Consider the following 20,249-nt stretch of genomic DNA (forward strand, 5'->3'; position numbering starts at 1 on the left):
ACGACCGAACGCCAGGCACCCGGACAATCCTCGCAAATCTCAATTTATTCCTTTTAATTCAATAAGTTATAGAAAAATAAAAAGACTGGCACGGTCCCTGCTCTATCTCCTGCGAGCATGCGGCAGCCCACTCCTGCCGCCGGACTGAACAACAAACAGAACCAGTCGAGGTAGATTTCATGCGTTTCGCTCCCCGAGTGCTGGGTGCCGCCATCGTCGCCGCCCTGATCGCCGCTCCCGCCGTAGCCGAAGAACTCACCGGTACCCTGAAGAAGATCAAGGAAACCGGCACCATCACCCTCGGCCACCGCGACGCCTCCATCCCCTTCTCCTACCTCGCGACCGATCCGCGCCAGCCGGTGGGCTATTCCCATGACCTGCAGCTGAAGGTCGTCGACGCGCTGAAGCAGCAGCTCGGCATGCCCGAGCTGAAGGTGCGCTACAACCTGGTCACCTCGCAGACCCGCATCCCGCTGGTGCAGAACGGCACCGTGGACATCGAGTGCGGCTCCACCACCAACAACGTCGAGCGGCAGAAGCAAGTCGACTTCTCCGTCGGCATCTTCGAGGTGGGCACCCGCCTGCTGACGAAGAAGACTTCCGGCATCAACGAATTCGCCGACCTCAAGGGCAGGAACGTGGTGACCACCGCCGGCACCACCTCCGAGCGCCTGCTCAAGTCGATGAACGCCGAGCAGAAGATGGGCATGAACATCATCAGCGCCAAGGACCACGGCGAGTCCTTCCTGATGCTGGAGTCCGGCCGCGCGGTGGCCTTCATGATGGACGACGCGCTGCTCTACGGCGAAATGGCCAAGGCGCGCAAGCCGGGCGACTGGGTGGTGGTCGGCGAACCGCAATCCTTCGAGATCTACGGCTGCATGGTGCGCAAGGGTGACGAGGCGTTCAAGAAAGTGGTCGACAAGGCCATCGCCGACACCTTCGCCTCGGGCGAGATCAACGGCATCTACGACAGGTGGTTCATGAACCCGGTCCCGCCGAAGAACCTGAACCTCAACTTCCCGATGAGCGATGAGCTGAAGAAGCTGATCGCCACTCCGACCGACAAGGCTGCCGAGCAGATCTGACGGTATCCCCTGCCCCGGCTTCACGAGAGCCGGGCGCAGGACCACAGGGCGGCTGCAACCCGCCCTACTCCTTCACTGCCGACTCCGGAAAGCGCCGACGCGGGCCACCGCGTGTGCGGGGATGGCCGGCTGCAGTCTTGAAAACCGTACACCCGAGGGATTCCTCATGAACTACAACTGGGACTGGGGCGTGTTCTTCAAGTCCACCGGGATCGGCGACGAGCGCTATCTGGACTGGTTCGTCACCGGTCTGGGCTGGACCATCGCCGTCGCCCTCTCCGCCTGGATCATCGCCCTGCTGCTCGGCGCCGTGCTCGGCGTGATGCGCACCGTGCCGAACCGCTGGATCTCCGGCATCGCCACCGCCTACGTGGAACTCTTCCGCAACGTGCCGCTGCTGGTGCAGCTGTTCCTCTGGTACTTCCTGGTCCCGGACCTGCTGCCGCAGCCGCTGCAGGACTGGTTCAAGCTCGGCCTGGCGCCGGAAACCTCGGCCTTCGTCAGCGTGGTGGTGTGCCTCGGCCTGTTCACCGCCGCGCGCGTCTGCGAGCAGGTGCGCACCGGCATCCAGGCGCTGCCCAGGGGCCAGTTGGGCGCCGCCCGCGCCATGGGCTTCCGCCTGCCGCAGATCTACCGCTACGTCCTGCTGCCGCAGGCCTTCCGCATCATCATTCCGCCGCTTACGTCCGAGTTCCTCAACATCTTCAAGAACTCCTCGGTGGCCTCGCTGATCGGCCTCATGGAGCTGCTGGCGCAGACCAAGCAGACCGCCGAGTTCAGCGCCAATCTGTTCGAGGCCTTCACCCTGGCCACGCTGATCTACTTCACCCTGAACATGAGCCTGATGCTGCTGATGCGCACGATCGAGCGGAAAGTCGCGGTGCCCGGCCTGATTTCCGTGGGAGGCAAATGATGGACTTCAGCCAGATCGTCCCGGCGCTGCCGGGCCTGTGGGACGGCATGCTCACCACCCTGCAGCTGCTGGTGCTGGGTGTGTTCGGCGGCGTGGTGCTGGGCACCCTGCTCGCCCTGATGCGCCTGTCGCACAGCAAGTTCCTGTCGAACCTCGCGGGGCTGTACGTCAACTACTTCCGCTCGATCCCGCTGCTGCTGGTGATCACCTGGTTCTACTTCGCGGTGCCGTTCATCCTGCGCGCCATCACCGGCGAGGACACCCCGGTCGGTGCGTTCACCAGTTGCCTGGTGGCCTTCATGATGTTCGAGGCGGCGTACTTCTGCGAGATCGTCCGCGCCGGCATCCAGGCCATCCCCAAGGGCCAGATGGGCGCCGCCCAGGCGCTGGGCATGACCTACGGCCAGTGCATGCGCCTGATCATCCTGCCGCAGGCGTTCCGCAAGATGACCCCGCTGCTGCTGCAGCAGAGCATCATCCTGTTCCAGGACACCTCCCTCGTCTACACCGTCGGCCTCATGGACTTCCTCAATGCCTCGCGCTCGCGCGGCGACATCACCGGCCTGTCCCACGAGTTCCTGATCTTCGCCGGACTCGTCTACTTCACCATCAGCTTCTCCGCGTCCTTCGCGGTCAAGCGCCTGCAGAAAGGGTTTGCCCCATGATCTCGATCCAGAACGTCAGCAAGTGGTACGGCGACTTCCAGGTCCTCACCGACTGCACGACCCAGGTCGGCAAGGGTGAAGTGGTGGTGGTGTGCGGCCCGTCGGGCTCCGGCAAGTCCACCCTGATCAAGTGCGTGAACGCCCTGGAGCCGTTCCAGAAGGGCGACATCGTGGTCGAGCAGACCTCCATCGCCGATCCGAAGACCAACCTGCCGAAGCTGCGCTCGCGGGTGGGCATGGTGTTCCAGCACTTCGAGCTGTTCCCGCACCTGTCGATCACCGAGAACCTGACCATCGCGCAGATGAAGGTGCTCGGCCGCAGCAAGGAGGAAGCCACCGAAAAGGGCCTCGCCCTGCTCGACCGCGTCGGCCTCAAGGCCCACGCCCACAAGCACCCCGGCCAGCTCTCCGGCGGCCAGCAGCAGCGTGTGGCGATCGCCCGCGCGCTGGCGATGGACCCGATCGTGATGCTGTTCGACGAACCGACCTCGGCCCTCGACCCGGAGATGGTCAACGAGGTGCTCGACGTGATGGTCCAGCTCGCCCAGGAAGGCATGACCATGATGTGCGTGACCCACGAGATGGGCTTCGCGCGCAAGGTCGCCGACCGGGTGATCTTCATGGACCGCGGGCAGATCGTCGAGGACTGCGCCAAGGACGAGTTCTTCGGCGACATCGATGCGCGCTCGGACCGGGCGCAGCAGTTCCTTTCCAAGATCCTGCAGCACTGACGCGGATGTGTCGCGGGCATGGCCCGCTCCTACAACGTCGCCGGCCCTTATCGTTCCCATGCGGGAGCATGGGAACCATGAATCGCCCCCCTGTAGGAGCGGGCCATGCCCGCGACAACGGATGTACGTCCTCCAGCCCGTCGCCTGTCCGGGCGACGGGCTGGCCCGGCCACGGTGACTGTGATGCAATGCCGAACCCCACACTGCCCCGTGCCGCCATCGCTGACCGTGAAGCCGAGCCGCCTGCGCAACCTGCTGCTGCCACTGCTGCTGATCCTGCTGACCCTCGGCTTCGGCTACGGCGGCTACCTGCTCAGCATCGGCGCCGGCACCCGCGCGCTGATCGAGAACGGCGAGCGCCAGCTGGAGCTGCACGCACGCGGCGTGGAAAGCGAGATCAGCCGCTACACCTACCTGCCCAGCCTGCTGGAGCTGGAAACCAACGTCACCCGTCTGCTGCTCGACCCGACGCCCTATCGCCGCGGGCTGGTCAACGCCTACCTCGAAGGCCTCAACCGGCGTAGCGGCAGCCGCGCCATCTACCTGCTCGACACCTCCGGCCGGGTGGTCGCCACCAGCAACTGGCAGGACGCCGACAGCTACCTCGGCGAGGACCTGTCGTTCCGCGCCTATTTCCAGGACGCCATGCGGGGCAAACCGGGGCGCTTCTACGGCATCGGCAGCACCACCGGCGAACCCGGCTACTACCTGGCCCACGGCCTGGTGCACGGCGGGCGCATCGTCGGCGTGGCGGTGGTCAAGGTGCGCCTGGACGCCATCGAGCAGCGCTGGGAGAAGGCCCGCCTGCACGCCTTCGTCAGCGACGAGAACGGCATCATCATCCTCTCCAGCGATCCGGCCCTGCGCCTCAAGGCGGTGCGTCCGCTCAGCGCCGACGACAAGGAACGCCTGGCGCGCAGCCTGCAGTACTACTGGTGGGCGCTCAACGAGTGGCAGCCGCTGGCCCGCGAGGCGCTGGCGGAAAACGTCGAGACCCTGACCTTCCCCGCCACCGAAGCGAACGCGACGCCGAACATCACCTACCTGTCGCAGACCCGCAGGCTGGTCGACACGCCGTGGAACTTCACCCTGTTCACCCCGCTGCAGGAGCAGCGCCGCGAGGCAATGATCCACGGCATGCTCGCCGCCGTCGGCTTCGCCCTGCTGGCCTTCCTGCTGATCGCCTGGAACGAGCGGCGCAAGGTGCTCGCCACCCGCCTCGCCGCCCGCGAGGCGCTGCAGAAGGCCAACAGCGAGCTGGAACGCCGGATCGCCGAACGCACCGCCGACCTGCGCGCCAGCAACCAGCACCTGCGCGAGCAGATCCGCGAACGCCGGCAGGCCGAGGAAACCCTGCGCAAGGCCCAGGACCGCCTGGTCCAGGCGGGCAAGCTGGCGGTGATCGGGCAGATGTCCACCAGCATCGCCCACGAACTCAACCAGCCGCTGGCGGCGCTGCGCACGCTGTCCGGCAACACCGTGCGCTTCCTCCAGCGCGGCGCGCTGGATACCGCCAGCAGCAACCTCGAAGCGATCAACGAGATGGTCGACCGCATGGGCCGCATCACCGGCAGCCTGCGCGCCTTCGCCCGGCGCGCCGACGATCACGGCCAGGCGCGCCTGGGCAAGGCGGTGGACGCCGCGCTGCTGGTGCTGCAGGTGCGCCTGAAGGCCGTGCCGGCGACCCTGCACCGCGAGTACGAGGACGTCTGCCTGGCCATCGACCAGACCCGCCTGGAGCAGATCCTGGTCAACCTGATCGCCAACGCCCTCGACGCCATGAGCGCCCAGGACGACCGCCAGCTCTGGCTCAGCGGCCGCGAGCAGGACGGCCAGTACCACCTGACGGTGCGCGACAACGGCCCCGGCATCCCGCCCGACGCCCGCGTGCACCTGTTCGAACCCTTCTTCACCACCAAGCCCGGCGAACACGGCCTCGGGCTCGGCCTGACCCTCTCGGCCAGCCTCGCCACCGCCGCCGGCGGCAGCCTCGGCGTGGTCCATCCGGAAAGCGGCGGCACCGCCTTCGAGCTGATCCTGCCGCTGCTGGCCGCCGCAGCGACGAGTACCCACATATGAGCGAAACCCTGCGCGTACTGGTCGTCGAGGACGACCCGCACATCCTGCTGGGCTGCCAGCAGGCCCTGAGCCTGGAAGACATCGAAAGCGACGGCGTCGGCAGCGCCGAGGAAGCGCTGAAGCGCGTCGACGGGGATTTCCCCGGCATCGTCGTCAGCGACATCCGCCTGCCCGGCATGGATGGCCTGCAGCTGCTGGCCCGGCTGAAGGAAAAGGACCCGAGCCTGCCGGTGGTGCTGATCACCGGTCACGGCGACATCGCCATGGCGGTGCAGGCCATGCGCGACGGCGCCTACGACTTCATGGAGAAACCCTTCTCGCCGGAACGCCTGGTCGACACCGCGCGCCGCGCCCTGGCCCAGCGCGCGCTGAGCCGCGAAGTCTCGTCGCTGCGCCGCCAGCTCGCCGGACGCCAGGCGCTGGAGGCCCGGCTGATCGGCCGCTCGCCGGCCATGCAGGCCCTGCGCGAACTGATCGCCAATGTCGCCGACACCTCGGCCAACGTGCTCATCGAGGGCGAGACCGGCACCGGCAAGGAACTGGTCGCGCGCTGCCTGCACGACCACAGCCGCCGGCAGGGCAAGGAATTCGTCGCGCTGAACTGCGGCGGCCTGCCGGAAAGCCTGATCGACAGCGAAATCTTCGGCCACGAGGCCCACGCCTTCACCGGCGCCGGCAAGCGCCGGATCGGCAAGATCGAGCACGCCGACGGCGGCACGCTGTTCCTCGACGAGATCGAGAGCATGCCGCTGAACCTGCAGATCAAGCTGCTGCGCGTGCTGCAGGAACACAGCCTGGAGCGCCTCGGCTCGAACCAGCTGATCCCGGTGGACGCCCGGGTGATCGCCGCGACCAAGTCCGACCTCGGCGCCATGGGCCGCGACGGCAGCTTCCGCAGCGACCTCTACTACCGACTCAATGTGGTGACGCTGCAACTGCCGCCGCTGCGCGAACGGCGCGAGGACATCCTCATGCTGTTCGAGCACTTCCTCCAGCAGTCGTCGATCCGCTTCGACCGCCCGGCGCCGGTGATCGACAACGCCACCGCCGCCAGCCTGATGGCCCACGACTGGCCGGGTAACGTGCGCGAGTTGCGCAACGTCGCCGAACGCTTCGCCCTCGGCCTGCCGGTGCTGGGCAAGAGCGGCCTCGGCCCCGACGCCAGCGAACCGCGCTTCGCCGAGGCTGTGGAAGCCTTCGAACGCAGCCTGTTGCAGGCCGCCCTGGAGCGCCACGGCGGCAACCTCAGCCAGGCGAGTGTGGCGCTGGGCATGGCCAAGACCACGCTGTTCGACAAGGTGAAGAAGTACGGGCTCTAGAGGTTTGTGGGTCGCGGGCATGGCCCGCTCCTACAGCTGAGCCTGGGGTGTAGGAGCCAGTGTCTTCTGGTAATGACGGATTTCTCGGATAACTCCGTGCGACTCTCAACTCCGTCTTCCCCGCGAACGCGGGGATCCAATAAACCGTGTAGGAGCGATGCCCGCGACCCGCCGCAAGCGCGGACTCCCGCTCCACGGCCATTGCACCGCCGCCGCCACTCCCGGACACTAGCGCTCTCCCGTCCTGGCATTCCGGAGCCATCCATGCCCTCGAACGACCGCAACGCTGAACTCGACATTCGCTGGAACCAGCTCTGCCAGGAAGCCGGCGTCGATCCGGTTGCCCGCCTGGCCGCCCGCGAGAGCATCCTCGCCGACGCACGGGCGCTGGACGCCACCCTGTACCGCCCCAATGAAGAGGACGAGGACGCCGAGGAGGACGAACTGGGCGACGCCCGGGTGCTGATCGCCGGCCCGTTCCAGCCGCCGGCCGAGTGGACCGCCGAGGACCGCGACGCCTACTACGACGGCGCCGCCCCGGAGCGCTTCTTCAGCGCCTTCATCGAATGCGAGGCCGAGCCGGCATCGCGGGAATTCTTCCTCGCCGAACCGGGCGACTACGTGGCGGTGATGGCGCGTGTCGACAAGGTGGAGATGTATTACCTGTACGACTACCAGGAAACCGGGCAGGGCCGCGCCTGCGTGCTGCTGCGCGAGGATGACGAGCTGGAGTGAGGCCGGCCGGGGCGGTGGACGTGAAAAGCCACGTCCACCCTACGCAATCCCACCCATCGCATCCGCCGCGTCGTCGCCAAAACGGCGGATGACGCTGGCGCGTCATGCGCCCTACGCCTTACCCCCAGCGCCAAACGTTTCGTATTCCGTAGGAGCGGGCCTGCCCGCGACCCGCATTATTTCGCGGGCATGGCCCGCTCCTACAGGATTTCCCCTGCGTTCGCAGACATGGCCCGGTTGACAGCGGACCTGTAGGAGCCAGCTTGCTGGCGATCCGGTTTTCCTTCAGCGCCAGAGTGGCCGGATAGTGCTTTTTGTAGGAGTGGGCCATGCCCACGACCGGCCGCGATGTCGCGGGCATGGCCCGCTCCTACAGGGTCTTCGCTTCCCCTCACTCCGCCACGCCCCGATACACATAGGTCATCGGCCGTGGCCCCGGCAGGTACTGTTCGCTCAGCTCGCGGATCCGGAATCCTCCACTGGCGATCAGCGCCGGCATGTCGCGGTCCAGGTGGCAGCCGCCGGCGAGCGGTTTCCACCAAGGTGTCAGCCGGTGCTGCCAGGTGCGCACGCCGGCATCGGGCGCCAGGCCGTGTTCGCAGAACAGCAGCTTGCCGCCGGGCTTGAGCACCCGGCGCATTTCCCTGAGCGCGGCGACGGCGTCCGGGATGCTGCACAGGGTGAAGGTGCAGACGATGCTGTCGAAGCTGGCCTCCGGCGCCTGGATCTCGCCCAGCTCCAAGGCGACCATCTCCACTGGAATGTCGACACTTTCCGCGCGCCGGCGGCAGAGGCGCTGCATCTGCGCCGCCGGATCGACGCCGACGATTGTCGACACTTTCTCCGGGTCGTAGAACCCCAGGTTAAGCCCGGTGCCCATGCCGATCTCCAGCACCCGCCCTTCCGCCCGCGGCACCAGTTGCGCGCGCTGCTTCATCACGTCGCCCATGCCGCAGGCGAAGTCGATCAGGTGCGGCAGTACATGCCGGTCATAAAGGCCCATTCCGCCGAATCCTCCAGTCGTGGTATTGCCCGATAGTCCCGTTCCTTCGATCCTAGCCGCCCGCTCCATCCGCATCGCGCCATCCCCCTGCCAACGGCTGCCGTCCGTCGAAAAGCCCCTGACTTTGTAGGCATAACCCCCTCCCTCCTTATACGATTGTCGACAATCCTTGAATTCTTCATTGACCGACACGCCCTGCATGGGTAGATTTCGCCCCACAACGAGAACATTGTCGACACCATGAACGAACTCATCGCACTGCCCACAGTCCCCGAGGACGACAGCGAGACTCTGGCGGAACACGTCTTCCGCAAGATCCAGTCCGCCATCGTCAAGGGCGAGATCGCTCCCGGCAGCAAGATTTCCGAGCCGGAACTGGCGCGCACCTACGGCATCAGCCGCGGTCCGCTGCGCGAGGCGATCCATCGTCTGGAAGGACAGAAGCTGCTGGTGCGCGTGCCGCACGTCGGCGCGCGGGTGGTGTCGCTGAGCCTGGAAGAGCTGGTGGAGCTCTACGAGATCCGCGAATCCCTGGAAGGCATGGCCTGTCGCCTGGCCGCCGAGCGCATGAGCCAGGCCGAGATCGACGAGCTGCGCCGGGTGCTCGACACCCACGAGCGCGACGAGGCATTCCAGGCCGGCCGCGGCTACTACCAGCAGGAAGGCGACTACGACTTCCACTACCGGATCATCCAGGGCAGCGGCAACCGCACCCTGACCCGCATGCTCTGCAACGAGCTGTACCAGCTGGTGCGCATGTACCGGCTGCAATATTCGGCAACGCCAAACCGGCCGCGCCAGGCCTTCAACGAGCATCACCGGATTCTCGATGCCATCGCCGACCGCGATGGCGAGTTGGCCGAACTGCTGATGCGCCGTCACATCGGCGCGTCGCGGCGAATCATCCAAGCCCAGATAGCCCAGACCCAAGCACAACGAGGTGAAGCATGACCTACAAGACCCCCGGCCAGCGTTTCCGCGATGCCATCGCCGAGGAAAAACCGCTGCAGGTGATTGGCGCGATCAACGCCAACCATGCCCTGCTGGCCAAGCGCGCCGGCTTCAAGGCCATCTACCTGTCCGGTGGTGGTGTGGCTGCCGGTTCCCTGGGTCTGCCGGATCTGGGCATCAACACCCTGGATGACGTGCTCACCGACGTGCGCCGCATCACCGACGTCTGCGACCTGCCGCTGCTGGTCGACATCGACACCGGCTTCGGTCCGAGCGCCTTCAACATCGAGCGTACCGTCAAGAACCTGATCAAGGCCGGCGCCGCCGCCGCGCACATCGAAGACCAGGTCGGCGCCAAGCGCTGCGGCCACCGTCCGGGCAAGGAAATCGTCTCCACCGAGGAGATGGCTGACCGCGTGAAAGCCGCCGCCGACGCCAAGACCGACCCGAACTTCTTCCTGATCGCCCGTACCGACGCCATCCAGGCCGAGGGTGTGGACGCCGCCATCGAGCGCTGCCAGCGCTACGTCGAAGCCGGCGCCGACGCCATCTTCGCCGAGGCCGCCTACGACCTGCCGACCTACAAGCGCTTCGTCGACGCGCTGAACGTGCCGATCCTGGCCAACATCACCGAGTTCGGCGCCACCCCGCTGTTCTCCCGCGACGAGCTGGCCTCGGTCGGCGTAGCCATCCAGCTCTACCCGCTGTCCGCCTTCCGCGCCGCCAACAAGGCCGCTGAAGCCGTGTACACCTCGATCCGCCAGAACGGCCACCAGAAAGACGTCATCGACATCATGCAGACCCGTGCGGAGCTGTACGACCGCATCGGCTACCACGCCTTCGAGAACAAGCTCGACGCGCTGTTCGCCAGCAAAAAATAAATAACAGCCGACAAGAGCGCTGGAGGCTAAAGGCTGGACGATTCGCTCTTCGTTCAGCTTCCAGCCTTCAGCGCTTTTATCGAAAGGAATGAGGAGATACCGATGAGCACTGAAACCACCGTTACTGGCTTCAAGCCGAAGAAATCCGTAGCCCTGAGCGGCACCGCCGCCGGCAATACCGCCCTCTGCACCGTCGGCCGTACCGGCAACGACCTGCACTACCGCGGCTATGACGTTCTCGACTTCGCCAACCGTTGCGAGTTCGAGGAAATCGCCCACCTGCTGGTCCACGGCAAGCTGCCGAACGTCGCCGAACTGGCCGCCTACAAGGCCAAGCTGAAAGCCCTGCGCGGCCTTCCGGCCGGCGTCAAGGCCGCCCTGGAGCAACTGCCGCCGTCCGCCCACCCGATGGACGTGATGCGCACCGCCACCTCCGTGCTGGGCTGCCTGTCGCCGGAGAAGGAAGACCACAACCACCCGGGCGCCCGCGACATCGCCGACAAGCTGATGGCTTCCCTGGGTTCCGCCCTGCTGTACTGGTACCACTTCAGCCACAACGGCAAGCGCATCGACGTGGAAACCGACGATGACTCCATCGGCGGCCACTTCCTGCACCTGCTGCACGGCGAGAAGCCGCGCGAGTCGTGGGTTCGCGCGATGCACACCTCGCTCAACCTGTACGCTGAGCACGAGTTCAACGCCTCCACCTTCACCTCCCGCGTGATCGCCGGCACCGGCTCCGACATGTACTCCTGCATCACCGGCGCCATCGGCGCACTGCGTGGTCCGAAGCACGGCGGCGCCAACGAAGTCGCCTTCGAGATCCAGAAGCGCTACGACAATCCGGACGAGGCCGAGGCCGACATCCGCGCCCGCGTCGAGAAGAAGGAAGTGATCATCGGCTTCGGCCACCCGGTCTACACCATCGCCGACCCGCGCAACAAGGTGATCAAGGAAGTCGCTCGCCAGCTGTCCGCCGAGCAGTCCAACACCAAGATGTTCGATATCGCCGAGCGCCTGGAAACCATCATGTGGGACATCAAGAAGATGTTCCCGAACCTCGACTGGTTCAGCGCCGTCAGCTACCACATGATGGGCGTGCCCACCGCCATGTTCACCCCGCTGTTCGTGATCGCCCGCACCGCCGGCTGGTCCTCCCACGTCATCGAGCAGCGCATCGACGGCAAGATCATCCGCCCGAGCGCCAACTACGTCGGCCCGGAAGATCTGAAGTTCGTCGAGCTCAAGGACCGCAAATAAGATGAATAGCCAATACCGTAAAAGCCTGCCGGGCACCCAGCTGGACTACTTCGACGCCCGCGCGGCCGTCGAGGAGATCCAGGCTGGCGCCTGGGAAAAACTGCCGTACACCTCCCGCGTGCTGGCCGAGCAGCTGGTGCGTCGCTGCGAGCCGGCGGACCTGACCGCCTCGCTGGAACAGCTGATCTACCGCAAGCGCGACCTGGACTTCCCCTGGTATCCGGCACGCGTGGTCTGCCACGACATCCTCGGCCAGACCGCGCTGGTCGACCTGGCCGGCCTGCGCGACGCCATCGCCGATCAGGGCGGTGACCCGTCCAAGGTCAACCCGGTGGTTCCGACCCAGCTGATCGTCGACCACTCGCTGGCCGTGGAAGCCCCGGGCTTCGACCCGGAAGCCTTCGAGAAGAACCGCGCCATCGAGGATCGCCGCAACGAGGACCGCTTCCACTTCATCGAGTGGACCAAGACCGCGTTCAAGAACGTCGACGTGATCCCGGCCGGCAACGGCATCATGCACCAGATCAACCTGGAGAAAATGAGCCCGGTGATCCAGGCGCGTGGTGGCGTGGCCTTCCCCGACACCTGCGTCGGCACCGACTCGCACACTCCGCACGTGGATGCGCTGGGCGTGATCGCCATCGGTGTCGGCGGCCTGGAAGCGGAAACCGTGATGCTCGGCCATCCGTCCATGATGCGCCTGCCCGACATCGTCGGCGTCGAGCTGACCGGCAAGCGCCAGCCCGGCATCACCGCTACCGACATCGTCCTGGCGCTGACCGAGTTCCTGCGCAAGGAGCGCGTGGTGGGTGCCTACGTCGAGTTCTTCGGCGAGGGTGCCGACAGCCTGTCCATCGGCGACCGCGCGACCATCTCCAACATGTGCCCGGAATACGGCGCCACTGCCTCGATGTTCTACATCGACCAGCAGACCATCGACTACCTCAAGCTCACCGGCCGCGAGCCGGAGCAGGTAGCGCTGGTGGAGAACTACGCGAAGACCCTCGGCCTGTGGAGCGACGCCCTGAAGACCGCCGAGTACGAGCGCGTGCTGAGCTTCGACCTGGGCAGCGTCGTGCGCAACATGGCCGGTCCGTCCAACCCGCACCGCCGCCTGCCGACCTCGGCACTGGCCGAGCGCGGCATCGCCGACGGAGGCAAGCTGGAGTCCGGCCGGGACGAAGAGGCCCATGGTCTGATGCCCGATGGCGCGGTGATCATCGCCGCCATCACCAGTTGCACCAACACCTCCAACCCGCGCAACGTCGTTGCTGCCGGTCTGGTGGCGAAGAAGGCCAACGCGCTGGGCCTGGTGCGCAAGCCGTGGGTGAAGACTTCCTTCGCTCCGGGCTCCAAGGTCGCCAAGCTGTACCTGGAAGAAGCCGGCCTGCTGCCGGAACTGGAGAAGCTGGGCTTCGGCATCGTCGGCTACGCCTGCACCACCTGCAACGGCATGTCCGGTGCACTGGACCCGGTAATCCAGCAGGAAATCATCGATCGCGACCTGTACGCCACTGCCGTACTGTCGGGTAACCGCAACTTCGACGGCCGTATCCACCCGTACGCCAAGCAGGCCTTCCTCGCCTCGCCGCCGCTGGTGGTCGCCTACGCCATCGCCGGTACCGTGCGCTTCGACATCGAGCAGGACGTGCTGGGCACCGACAGTCAGGGCAATGCCATCACTCTGAAGGACCTGTGGCCGTCCGACGAGGAAATCGATGCCATCGTCGCCGCCAGCGTCAAGCCCGAGCAGTTCCGCCAGATCTACATCCCGATGTTCGATCTGGGCAGCGTTCAGGAAGCGGAAAGCCCGCTGTACGACTGGCGCCCGATGTCCACCTACATCCGCCGTCCGCCGTACTGGGAAGGCGCGCTGGCTGGTGAGCGCACCCTGAAAGGCATGCTGCCGCTGGCGATCCTGCCGGACAACATCACCACCGACCACCTGTCGCCGTCCAACGCGATCCAGATGAGCTCGGCCGCCGGCGAGTATCTGCACAAGATGGGCGTGCCGGAGGAGGACTTCAACTCCTACGCCACCCACCGCGGCGACCACCTGACCGCGCAGCGTGCGACCTTCGCCAACAAGGAACTGGTCAATGAAATGGCCGTTGTCGATGGCCAGGTGAAGAAGGGTTCGCTGGCGCGTGTCGAGCCGGAAGGCAAGGTCATGCGCATGTGGGAAGCGATCGAAACCTACATGAACCGCAAGCAGCCGCTGATCATCGTCGCCGGCGCCGACTACGGCCAGGGCTCGTCCCGTGACTGGGCGGCCAAGGGCGTACGCCTGGCGGGCGTGGAAGTGATCGTTGCCGAAGGCTTCGAGCGCATCCACCGCACCAACCTGGTCGGCATGGGCGTGCTGCCGGTGGAGTTCAAGCCGGACACCACCCGCCTGACCCTCGGCCTCGACGGCACCGAGACCTACGACATCGAAGGCGACCTGTCGCCGCGCTGCGACCTGACCCTGGTGGTCACTCGCCGCAACGGTGAAGTGGTCCGCGTCCCGGTCACCTGCCGCCTGGACACCGCCGCCGATGTCAGCGTGTACAACGCCGGTGGCGTGCTGCAGCGCTTCGCCAAGGACTTCCTGAAAGGCGAAGTGGCATAACGTCAAGCGCCGAGCCTCCGGGCTCGGCATCTTTTCGTAGGAGCGAGCTTGCTCGCGAACCCGTCCCCGCTGCGGGGCTGTTCGCGAGCAAGCTCGCTCCTACATTGAACTGCCAGGACCTGATCCCATGCCCCACGTACCCCAAGTGAAGATCCCCGCCACCTACATCCGCGGCGGCACCAGCAAGGGCGTGTTCTTCCGCCTGCAGGACCTGCCCGAGCGCTGCCAGGTTCCGGGTGAAGCCCGCGACAAGCTGTTCATGCGCGTGATCGGCAGCCCCGATCCGTATTCGGCGCACATCGACGGCATGGGCGGCGCCACCTCCAGCACCAGCAAGTGCGTGATCCTGTCGAAGAGCAGCCAGCCCGAGCACGACGTCGACTACCTCTACGGCCAGATATCCATCGACAAGGCCTTCGTCGACTGGAGCGGCAACTGCGGCAACCTGTCCACCGCCGCCGGCGCCTTCGCCATCCACGCCGGCCTGGTCGATCCGTCGCGCATCCCGGAGAACGGCACCTGCGTGGTGCGTATCTGGCAAGCCAACATCAGGAAAACCATCATCGCCCACGTACCGGTCAGCAACGGCCAGGTCCAGGAAACCGGCGACTTCGAGCTGGACGGCGTGACCTTCCCGGCCGCCGAGATCGTGCTGGAGTTCCTCGACCCGTCCGATGACGGCGAAGACGGCGGCTCCATGTTCCCCACCGGCAACCTGGTCGACGACCTGGACGTGCCCGGCGTCGGCATCCTCAAGGCGACCATGATCAGCGCCGGCATCCCGACCGTGTTCGTCGAGGCCGAGGCCATCGGCTACACCGGCAGCGAGCTGCGCGAAGCGGTCAACACCGATCCGGCAGCGCTGGCCCGCCTCGAGGCGATCCGCGTCGCCGGCGCTCTGCGCATGGGCCTGATCAAGAAGCCGGAAGAAGCCCTCACCCGCCAGCACACGCCGAAGGTCGCCTTCGTCGCACCGCCGAAGGACTACATCACCTCCAGCGGCAAGCAAGTGAAGGCCGGCGAGATCGACCTGCTGGTCCGCGCGCTGTCCATGGGCAAGATGCACCACGCCATGATGGGCACCGCCGCCGTGGCCATCGGCACCGCCGCCGCCATCCCCGGCACCCTGGTGAACATCGCCGCCGGTGGCGGTGAGCGCAGCGCCGTGCGCTTCGGCCACCCGTCCGGCACCCTGCGCGTCGGCGCCGAGGCCGCCCAGGTGAACGGCGAGTGGACCGCCACCAAGGCGATCATGAGCCGCAGCGCGCGCATCCTGATGGAAGGCGTGGTGCGTGTGCCGGGGGATTCGTTCTAAGGAACGCTTCCGGTCGATTTGGAGAAGCCCGCGCAAGCGGGCTTTTTCGTTTGTAGGAGCGAGCTTGCTCGCGAACGGATTCCCATTGGCGCACCGGTGCACGGCTCATTGTAGGAGCGCACCTGGGCGCGGCCGGTCGCGGGCATGGCCCGCTCCTACAGGAAGGTTCCGATACTCCCGCTTACGCCGAACGGTCCCCTCTCCCTCCGGGAGACGGCTAGGGTGAGGGGAACCCCGACTGCAATCATTCGGAGGAAAGATGAGCAGCAACGTCGACCTCAACATCCGCCCCGACTACGACCCGGTCCTGCAGGACATCGCCGACTACGTCCTCGGCTACCAGGTCGATTCCGCCGAAGCCCTCGACACCGCCCGCAACTGCCTGATGGACACCCTTGGCTGCGGCCTGCTCGCCCTGCGCTTCCCCGAGTGCACCAAGCACCTCGGCCCGCTGGTGGAAGGCACCGTGGTGCCCCATGGTTCTCGCGTCCCTGGCACCAGCTTCCGCCTCGACCCGGTCAAGGCCGCCTGGGACATCGGCGCCATGGTGCGCTGGCTGGACTTCAACGACACCTGGCTGGCCGCCGAATGGGGGCATCCCTCGGACAACCTCGGCGCCATCCTCGCCGTGGCCGATCACCTGTCGCAGCAGCGCCTGGCCAACGGCGATGCGTCGCTGAGCATGCGCACGGTGCTCGAAGCCATGGTCAAGGCCCACGAGATCCAGGGCGTGTTCGCGCTGGAAAACTCCTTCAACCGCGTCGGCCTCGACCACGTGCTGCTGGTGAAGGTCGCCTCCACCGCCGTCGCCACCTGGCTGCTCGGCGCCAATCGTGAGCAGATGCTCGCCGCGCTGTCCCACGCCTTCGTCGACGGCCAGGCGCTGCGCACCTACCGCCACGCGCCGAACGCCGGCTCGCGCAAGTCCTGGGCGGCGGGCGACGCCTCCAGCCGCGGCGTGCGCCTGGCGGACATCGCCCGGCGCGGCGAGATGGGCATCCCCGGCGTGCTCACTGCGCCGCAATGGGGCTTCTACGACGTGTCGTTCAGCCATACCAACAAGGACCTGGATACCAAGCCGGCTAAGCTGCGCCACTTCCGTTTCCCGCAGGGCTTCGGCAGCTACGTGATGGAGAACATCCTGTTCAAGATCAGCTTCCCCGCCGAGTTCCACGCGCAGACCGCCGCCGAGGCCGCGGTGATCCTGCATCCGCAGGTGAAGGACCGCCTCGGCGAGATCGACCGCATCGTCATCACCACCCAGGAATCGGCGATCCGCATCATCTCCAAGGTCGGCCCGCTGACCAATCCCGCCGACCGCGACCACTGCATCCAGTACATGACCGCCGTGCCGCTGATCTTCGGCGACCTCGTCGCCGAGCACTACGAGGACGCCTTCCACGCCGCCCATCCGCTGATCGACGAACTGCGCGGGAAGATGGAGATAGTCGAAGACCCGCGCTACACCCGCGAATACCTGGAGCCGGACAAGCGCTCCATCGCCAATGCCGTGGAAGTGTTCTTCAAGGACGGCAGCAGCACTGGCCAGGTCGCCGTGGAATACCCCATCGGCCACCGCCGCCGGCGCGCCGAAGGCATTCCGCTGCTGGAGCGGAAATTCCAGGCCAACCTGGCGACACGCTTCCCGGCGCAGCGCTGCGCGGAAATCTTCGCCCTGTGCAAGGACCAGACACGGCTGGAGGCCACGCCGGTCAACCGGTTCATGGAAATGCTGGTGATCTGAAGCGGGGACAGGGTGGAAAACGCTTCACGGTTTTCCACCCGGGGGCACCACTGTAGGGCCATGCCCGCGACCATCTTCGGCACAAGAGCATCGCGGGCATGGCCCGCTCCTACGGGAAGATGCGACGGCAATTGCTCCTACGCGATCAGATCCCCCTGCAACTGCTCCAGCAGAACCTGTATCCGCGCCAGGCGCACGGTGGGGTCGTCCATCTCCAGCAGCACCTGCTTCTGCGCCACGTCGAATGGCAGCAGGTAGGCCAGTTGGCAGGCGAGGTCCTGCTGGCCCAGGACTTCGCCGCCCATTTCCAGCGACGAAACCATCGGGTGCATGGACAGCGCGCCGAGCAGCGTGGCGAGGTCCTCGTGCTCGTCGGTCAGCGGTTTCTCCGGCAGTTCTTCCAGCCACTCCACCTCGGCAACGGTCAACTGGTCCGGCAGCACCTTCGCCGATTCCACGCGGAAGCGCCGGGCGCCCTCGACGCGGATGCCGAGCATGCCGTTGGGTCGCTGCTGCCAGTCGCGGATGCGCGCCTCGCAGCCGACCCGGGCGAACGCGCCGGGGGCGGTGCCGACTTCCTCGCCGCGGACGATGGCCACCACGCCGAACCCGCTGTCCTGCTTCATGCAGCGGCCGATCATGTCCACGTAGCGCGCCTCGAATATCTGCAGATCGAGCCGGCAGCCGGGGAACAGCACGGTATTGAGCGGAAACAGCGGCAAGCTCATGACGATTCCTCAACCAGTCGACCTGCCCGGCCTCGCTATCCAGGCCAGGCAGGGCTTTCCAGGCAGTATGGCCGACGCGCAGCCGGCCTCATGCGATCAAGGCTACCGCCAACGGTAGCAGCACGGCAGTGGCGACGCCCATCAGGCTCATCGCCAGGGCGGCGAAGGCGCCGCATTCCTCGCCTTCCTGCAGCGCGCGGGCGGTGCCCACCGCATGGGCGGTCATGCCCAGCGCCATGCCCTGCGCCGCGGGATGGTGGACGCCGATGCGGCGCAGCAGTTCCGGCCCGAGGATGGCGCCGAGCACGCCGGTGATCAGCACGAACACCGCCGCCAGCGCCGCCACGCCGCCGATCTGGCTGGCCACCAGCATGGCGATCGGCGAGGTCACCGACTTCGGCGCCAGGCTCATCAGCATGTTGCGCTCCATGCCGAACGCCCAGGCCAGGCCGATCCCGGCGACGGTGGCGAACAGGCCGGCGATCACCAGGGTCAGCAGGGTCGGCCAGAACAGCTGGCGGATGCGCCTGAGGTTGAGGAACAGCGGCACCGCCAGCGCCACGGTGGAAGGACCGAGGAGGATGGTCAGCACCTGTGCGTTGGTCCTGTATTCGTCGTAGCCGATGCCGCAGGCCAGCAGCACGCCGATCACCATCAGCATGGACACCAGCACCGGCTGCAGGAACACCAGCCGCGTGCGCTCGTAGGCGGCCAGCGCCAGCTGGTAGGCGCCGAGGGTGACGCCGACGCAGAACAGCGGATGATGGATCACCGCCTGAGCGGCGCCTTGCCAGTCGAACATCAGGCGCCCTCCCGACGATGTTTCTGGCGGTCGAGCAGCTTCTGCATCAGCCAGCCGGCGAACAGGAACGACAGCAGCAGCGACAGCACCAGCGCGCCGGCGATGGCCCAGAAGTCGGCGGCGATCTGCCGCGCGTAGACCATCACTCCCACCGCCGCCGGCACCAGCAGCAGCGGCAGGTAGCGCAGCAGCGACGAGGCCGCGACGTTGATCGGCTCGCTGACCTCACCACGCACCAGCAGGTAGAGGAACAGCAGCACCAGGCCGATGATCGGCCCGGGGATCATGGGCAGGATCAGCACGTTGAGACCCGTGCCGAGCAGCTGGAACAGCACCAGCCAGGTCAGGCCACGCAGCAGCATGGGATTTCCTCCAGCGAAAGGGGGACGCATTATGCCTGCCCCTCCCGTGACTATGGAGTCATATTCGCCTAAAGAATGACTGACGACCGGCATATTGACCATGAACTGGTTACATGATGATCTAGCGGCCCGGGCTGGCAGCCCGGCTACACCACAAGAAAATCGCGCCAATGGAGAAGTTATGCCGTTCGTACCCGCAAATACCCTGAAGGACTACATAGGCAAGGACCTGGGCCACTCCGAGTGGCTCACCATCGACCAGCAGCGCGTCAACCAGTTCGCCGAGTGCACCGAGGACCACCAGTTCATCCACGTCGACCCGGAGCGGGCGAAGCAGACGCCGTTCGGCGGCACCATCGCCCACGGGTTCCTCTCGCTGTCGCTGATTCCCAGGTTGATGGAAGGCCTGGCCGTGCTGCCGGAAAACCCGAAGATGGTGGTCAACTACGGCCTCGACAGCGTGCGCTTCATCCAGCCGGTTCCGGTCGGCTCGCGGGTACGCATGCAGATCAGCGTATCCGACATCACCGAGAAGAACCCCGGCCAGTGGCTGATCAAGTCGCGCTGCACGCTGGAAATCGAAAACCAGGCCAAGCCCGCCTACATCGCCGAATCGCTCTGCCTCTGCTTCGTCTGAGCGCCCGGCCGACCGCCGCTGTGAAAAAGCCCGCGAAATGCGTAATGCTGTTCACTTAAGCGGAGCGGCCTTGCGGTTCACCGGGTAACGAGTCTTTGAGATCTTCACCGTCCTTGGCCTGGTAGGCCTTGGACGGCGATCCAGAAACAGCCCGCCGATCCCGGCCCGCAACTCCGTCAATCGCCTTCCGGTAGCAGAAATCGGATTGGCCGCTGCCATCACGATCAGTTGAACGGCGATGTAGTGGGCTACCGGCTTGAAGCGTATCTCGGATACTGAGCGGCCGAAGGCCACCGCTGCCTGACTCGCCTCACGGCGAATGACGTTGTAGCTCAGCAGCAACCCCCAGACTTCCTGATAGATAAGCTCGACCTTCTTGCTGCGCAGGGTGACCGCGTTCTGCTGCAGGGAGCTCTTGATATCCC

At 66.1% G+C, this 20,249-nt stretch carries 18 protein-coding genes and 1 pseudogene; 14 read left to right on the top strand and 5 right to left on the bottom strand.

The features are described 5' to 3' along the window. Positions 1 to 179: 179 nt before the first annotated feature. From BLR75_RS21060 to BLR75_RS21090, 7 genes are all read left to right on the top strand, one after another. On the top strand, positions 180 to 1,088 hold the full coding sequence (locus tag BLR75_RS21060; RefSeq protein WP_084313450.1) for a glutamate/aspartate ABC transporter substrate-binding protein: 909 nt from the start codon (positions 180 to 182) through the stop codon (positions 1,086 to 1,088). A 166-nt stretch (positions 1,089 to 1,254) separates the two neighbouring features. Then, positions 1,255 to 2,001, top strand: coding sequence for an amino acid ABC transporter permease (locus BLR75_RS21065; protein ID WP_084313448.1), 747 nt, complete (start codon positions 1,255 to 1,257; stop codon positions 1,999 to 2,001). Then, positions 1,998 to 2,666 carry an amino acid ABC transporter permease gene (locus BLR75_RS21070; RefSeq protein ID WP_174688574.1) on the top strand — a complete coding sequence of 223 codons (669 nt, stop codon included), beginning with the start codon at positions 1,998 to 2,000 and terminating at the stop codon, positions 2,664 to 2,666. Before BLR75_RS21065 ends, BLR75_RS21070 begins: the two co-directional genes overlap by 4 nt. After that, positions 2,663 to 3,397 (top strand): amino acid ABC transporter ATP-binding protein, encoded by a 735-nt coding sequence (locus BLR75_RS21075; RefSeq protein ID WP_084313444.1) that lies wholly within the window; start codon positions 2,663 to 2,665, stop codon positions 3,395 to 3,397. The genes BLR75_RS21070 and BLR75_RS21075 overlap by 4 nt, the downstream gene beginning before the upstream one ends. Positions 3,398 to 3,580: 183 nt before the next feature. Then, positions 3,581 to 5,476, top strand: a complete 1,896-nt coding sequence (locus BLR75_RS21080; RefSeq protein ID WP_084313442.1) for a sensor histidine kinase — start codon at positions 3,581 to 3,583, stop codon at positions 5,474 to 5,476. Further along, entirely contained in the window at positions 5,473 to 6,795 is a 1,323-nt protein-coding gene (gene aauR, locus BLR75_RS21085) for a two-component response regulator AauR (RefSeq protein WP_084313440.1), read from the top strand. The genes BLR75_RS21080 and aauR overlap by 4 nt, the downstream gene beginning before the upstream one ends. A 264-nt stretch (positions 6,796 to 7,059) precedes the next feature. Further along, positions 7,060 to 7,530 (top strand): hypothetical protein, encoded by a 471-nt coding sequence (locus BLR75_RS21090; protein ID WP_090416138.1) that lies wholly within the window; start codon positions 7,060 to 7,062, stop codon positions 7,528 to 7,530. Between the two features lie 391 nt (positions 7,531 to 7,921). Here the strand turns inward: BLR75_RS21090 and BLR75_RS21095 are convergent, their stop codons facing one another. Next, the gene (locus tag BLR75_RS21095) at positions 7,922 to 8,533 is read right to left on the bottom strand and encodes a class I SAM-dependent methyltransferase (protein ID WP_084313438.1); all 612 of its coding nucleotides are present in this window, start codon (positions 8,531 to 8,533) and stop codon (positions 7,922 to 7,924) included. A 240-nt stretch (positions 8,534 to 8,773) separates the two neighbouring features. Between BLR75_RS21095 and BLR75_RS21100 the strand changes: the two genes are divergently transcribed. From BLR75_RS21100 to prpD, 6 genes are all read left to right on the top strand, one after another. Further along, positions 8,774 to 9,484, top strand: coding sequence for a GntR family transcriptional regulator (locus BLR75_RS21100; RefSeq protein ID WP_084313436.1), 711 nt, complete (start codon positions 8,774 to 8,776; stop codon positions 9,482 to 9,484). Further along, positions 9,481 to 10,365 carry a methylisocitrate lyase gene (gene prpB / locus BLR75_RS21105; RefSeq protein ID WP_084313435.1) on the top strand — a complete coding sequence of 295 codons (885 nt, stop codon included), beginning with the start codon at positions 9,481 to 9,483 and terminating at the stop codon, positions 10,363 to 10,365. Before BLR75_RS21100 ends, prpB begins: the two co-directional genes overlap by 4 nt. 102 nt (positions 10,366 to 10,467) lie before the next feature. After that, positions 10,468 to 11,625 carry a bifunctional 2-methylcitrate synthase/citrate synthase gene (gene prpC / locus BLR75_RS21110; RefSeq protein WP_084313433.1) on the top strand — a complete coding sequence of 386 codons (1,158 nt, stop codon included), beginning with the start codon at positions 10,468 to 10,470 and terminating at the stop codon, positions 11,623 to 11,625. A gap of 1 nt (position 11,626) precedes the next feature. Beyond that, on the top strand, positions 11,627 to 14,236 hold the full coding sequence (gene acnD, locus BLR75_RS21115; protein WP_084313431.1) for a Fe/S-dependent 2-methylisocitrate dehydratase AcnD: 2,610 nt from the start codon (positions 11,627 to 11,629) through the stop codon (positions 14,234 to 14,236). Between the two features lie 127 nt (positions 14,237 to 14,363). After that, the gene (gene prpF / locus BLR75_RS21120; RefSeq protein ID WP_084313429.1) at positions 14,364 to 15,551 is read left to right on the top strand and encodes a 2-methylaconitate cis-trans isomerase PrpF; all 1,188 of its coding nucleotides are present in this window, start codon (positions 14,364 to 14,366) and stop codon (positions 15,549 to 15,551) included. Between the two features lie 259 nt (positions 15,552 to 15,810). Continuing rightward, positions 15,811 to 17,295 carry a 2-methylcitrate dehydratase gene (prpD, locus tag BLR75_RS21125; RefSeq protein WP_084313427.1) on the top strand — a complete coding sequence of 495 codons (1,485 nt, stop codon included), beginning with the start codon at positions 15,811 to 15,813 and terminating at the stop codon, positions 17,293 to 17,295. 137 nt (positions 17,296 to 17,432) lie between these two features. Here prpD and BLR75_RS21130 read toward each other — a convergent pair whose 3' ends face one another. From BLR75_RS21130 to BLR75_RS21140, 3 genes are all read right to left on the bottom strand, one after another. Further along, on the bottom strand, positions 17,433 to 18,023 hold the full coding sequence (locus BLR75_RS21130) for an LON peptidase substrate-binding domain-containing protein (protein WP_084313425.1): 591 nt from the start codon (positions 18,021 to 18,023) through the stop codon (positions 17,433 to 17,435). Positions 18,024 to 18,111: 88 nt separating this feature from the next. Continuing rightward, the gene (locus tag BLR75_RS21135; protein WP_084313423.1) at positions 18,112 to 18,825 is read right to left on the bottom strand and encodes an LrgB family protein; all 714 of its coding nucleotides are present in this window, start codon (positions 18,823 to 18,825) and stop codon (positions 18,112 to 18,114) included. Further along, a complete protein-coding gene (locus tag BLR75_RS21140) occupies positions 18,825 to 19,187 on the bottom strand; it encodes a CidA/LrgA family protein (RefSeq protein WP_084313421.1) in 363 nt (120 codons plus the stop codon). The genes BLR75_RS21135 and BLR75_RS21140 overlap by 1 nt, the downstream gene beginning before the upstream one ends. Before the next feature lie 181 nt (positions 19,188 to 19,368). On the opposite strand from BLR75_RS21140, the gene BLR75_RS21145 reads away from it, so the two are divergent. Further along, positions 19,369 to 19,824, top strand: a complete 456-nt coding sequence (locus BLR75_RS21145; protein ID WP_084313419.1) for a MaoC family dehydratase — start codon at positions 19,369 to 19,371, stop codon at positions 19,822 to 19,824. 51 nt (positions 19,825 to 19,875) lie between these two features. Here the strand turns inward: BLR75_RS21145 and BLR75_RS21150 are convergent. Next, a pseudogene (locus BLR75_RS21150) lies at positions 19,876 to 20,249 on the bottom strand (IS4 family transposase); the annotation flags it as partial.

The sequence above is a fragment of the Pseudomonas jinjuensis genome (genome assembly GCF_900103845.1).
Lineage (GTDB): Bacteria > Pseudomonadota > Gammaproteobacteria > Pseudomonadales > Pseudomonadaceae > Pseudomonas > Pseudomonas jinjuensis.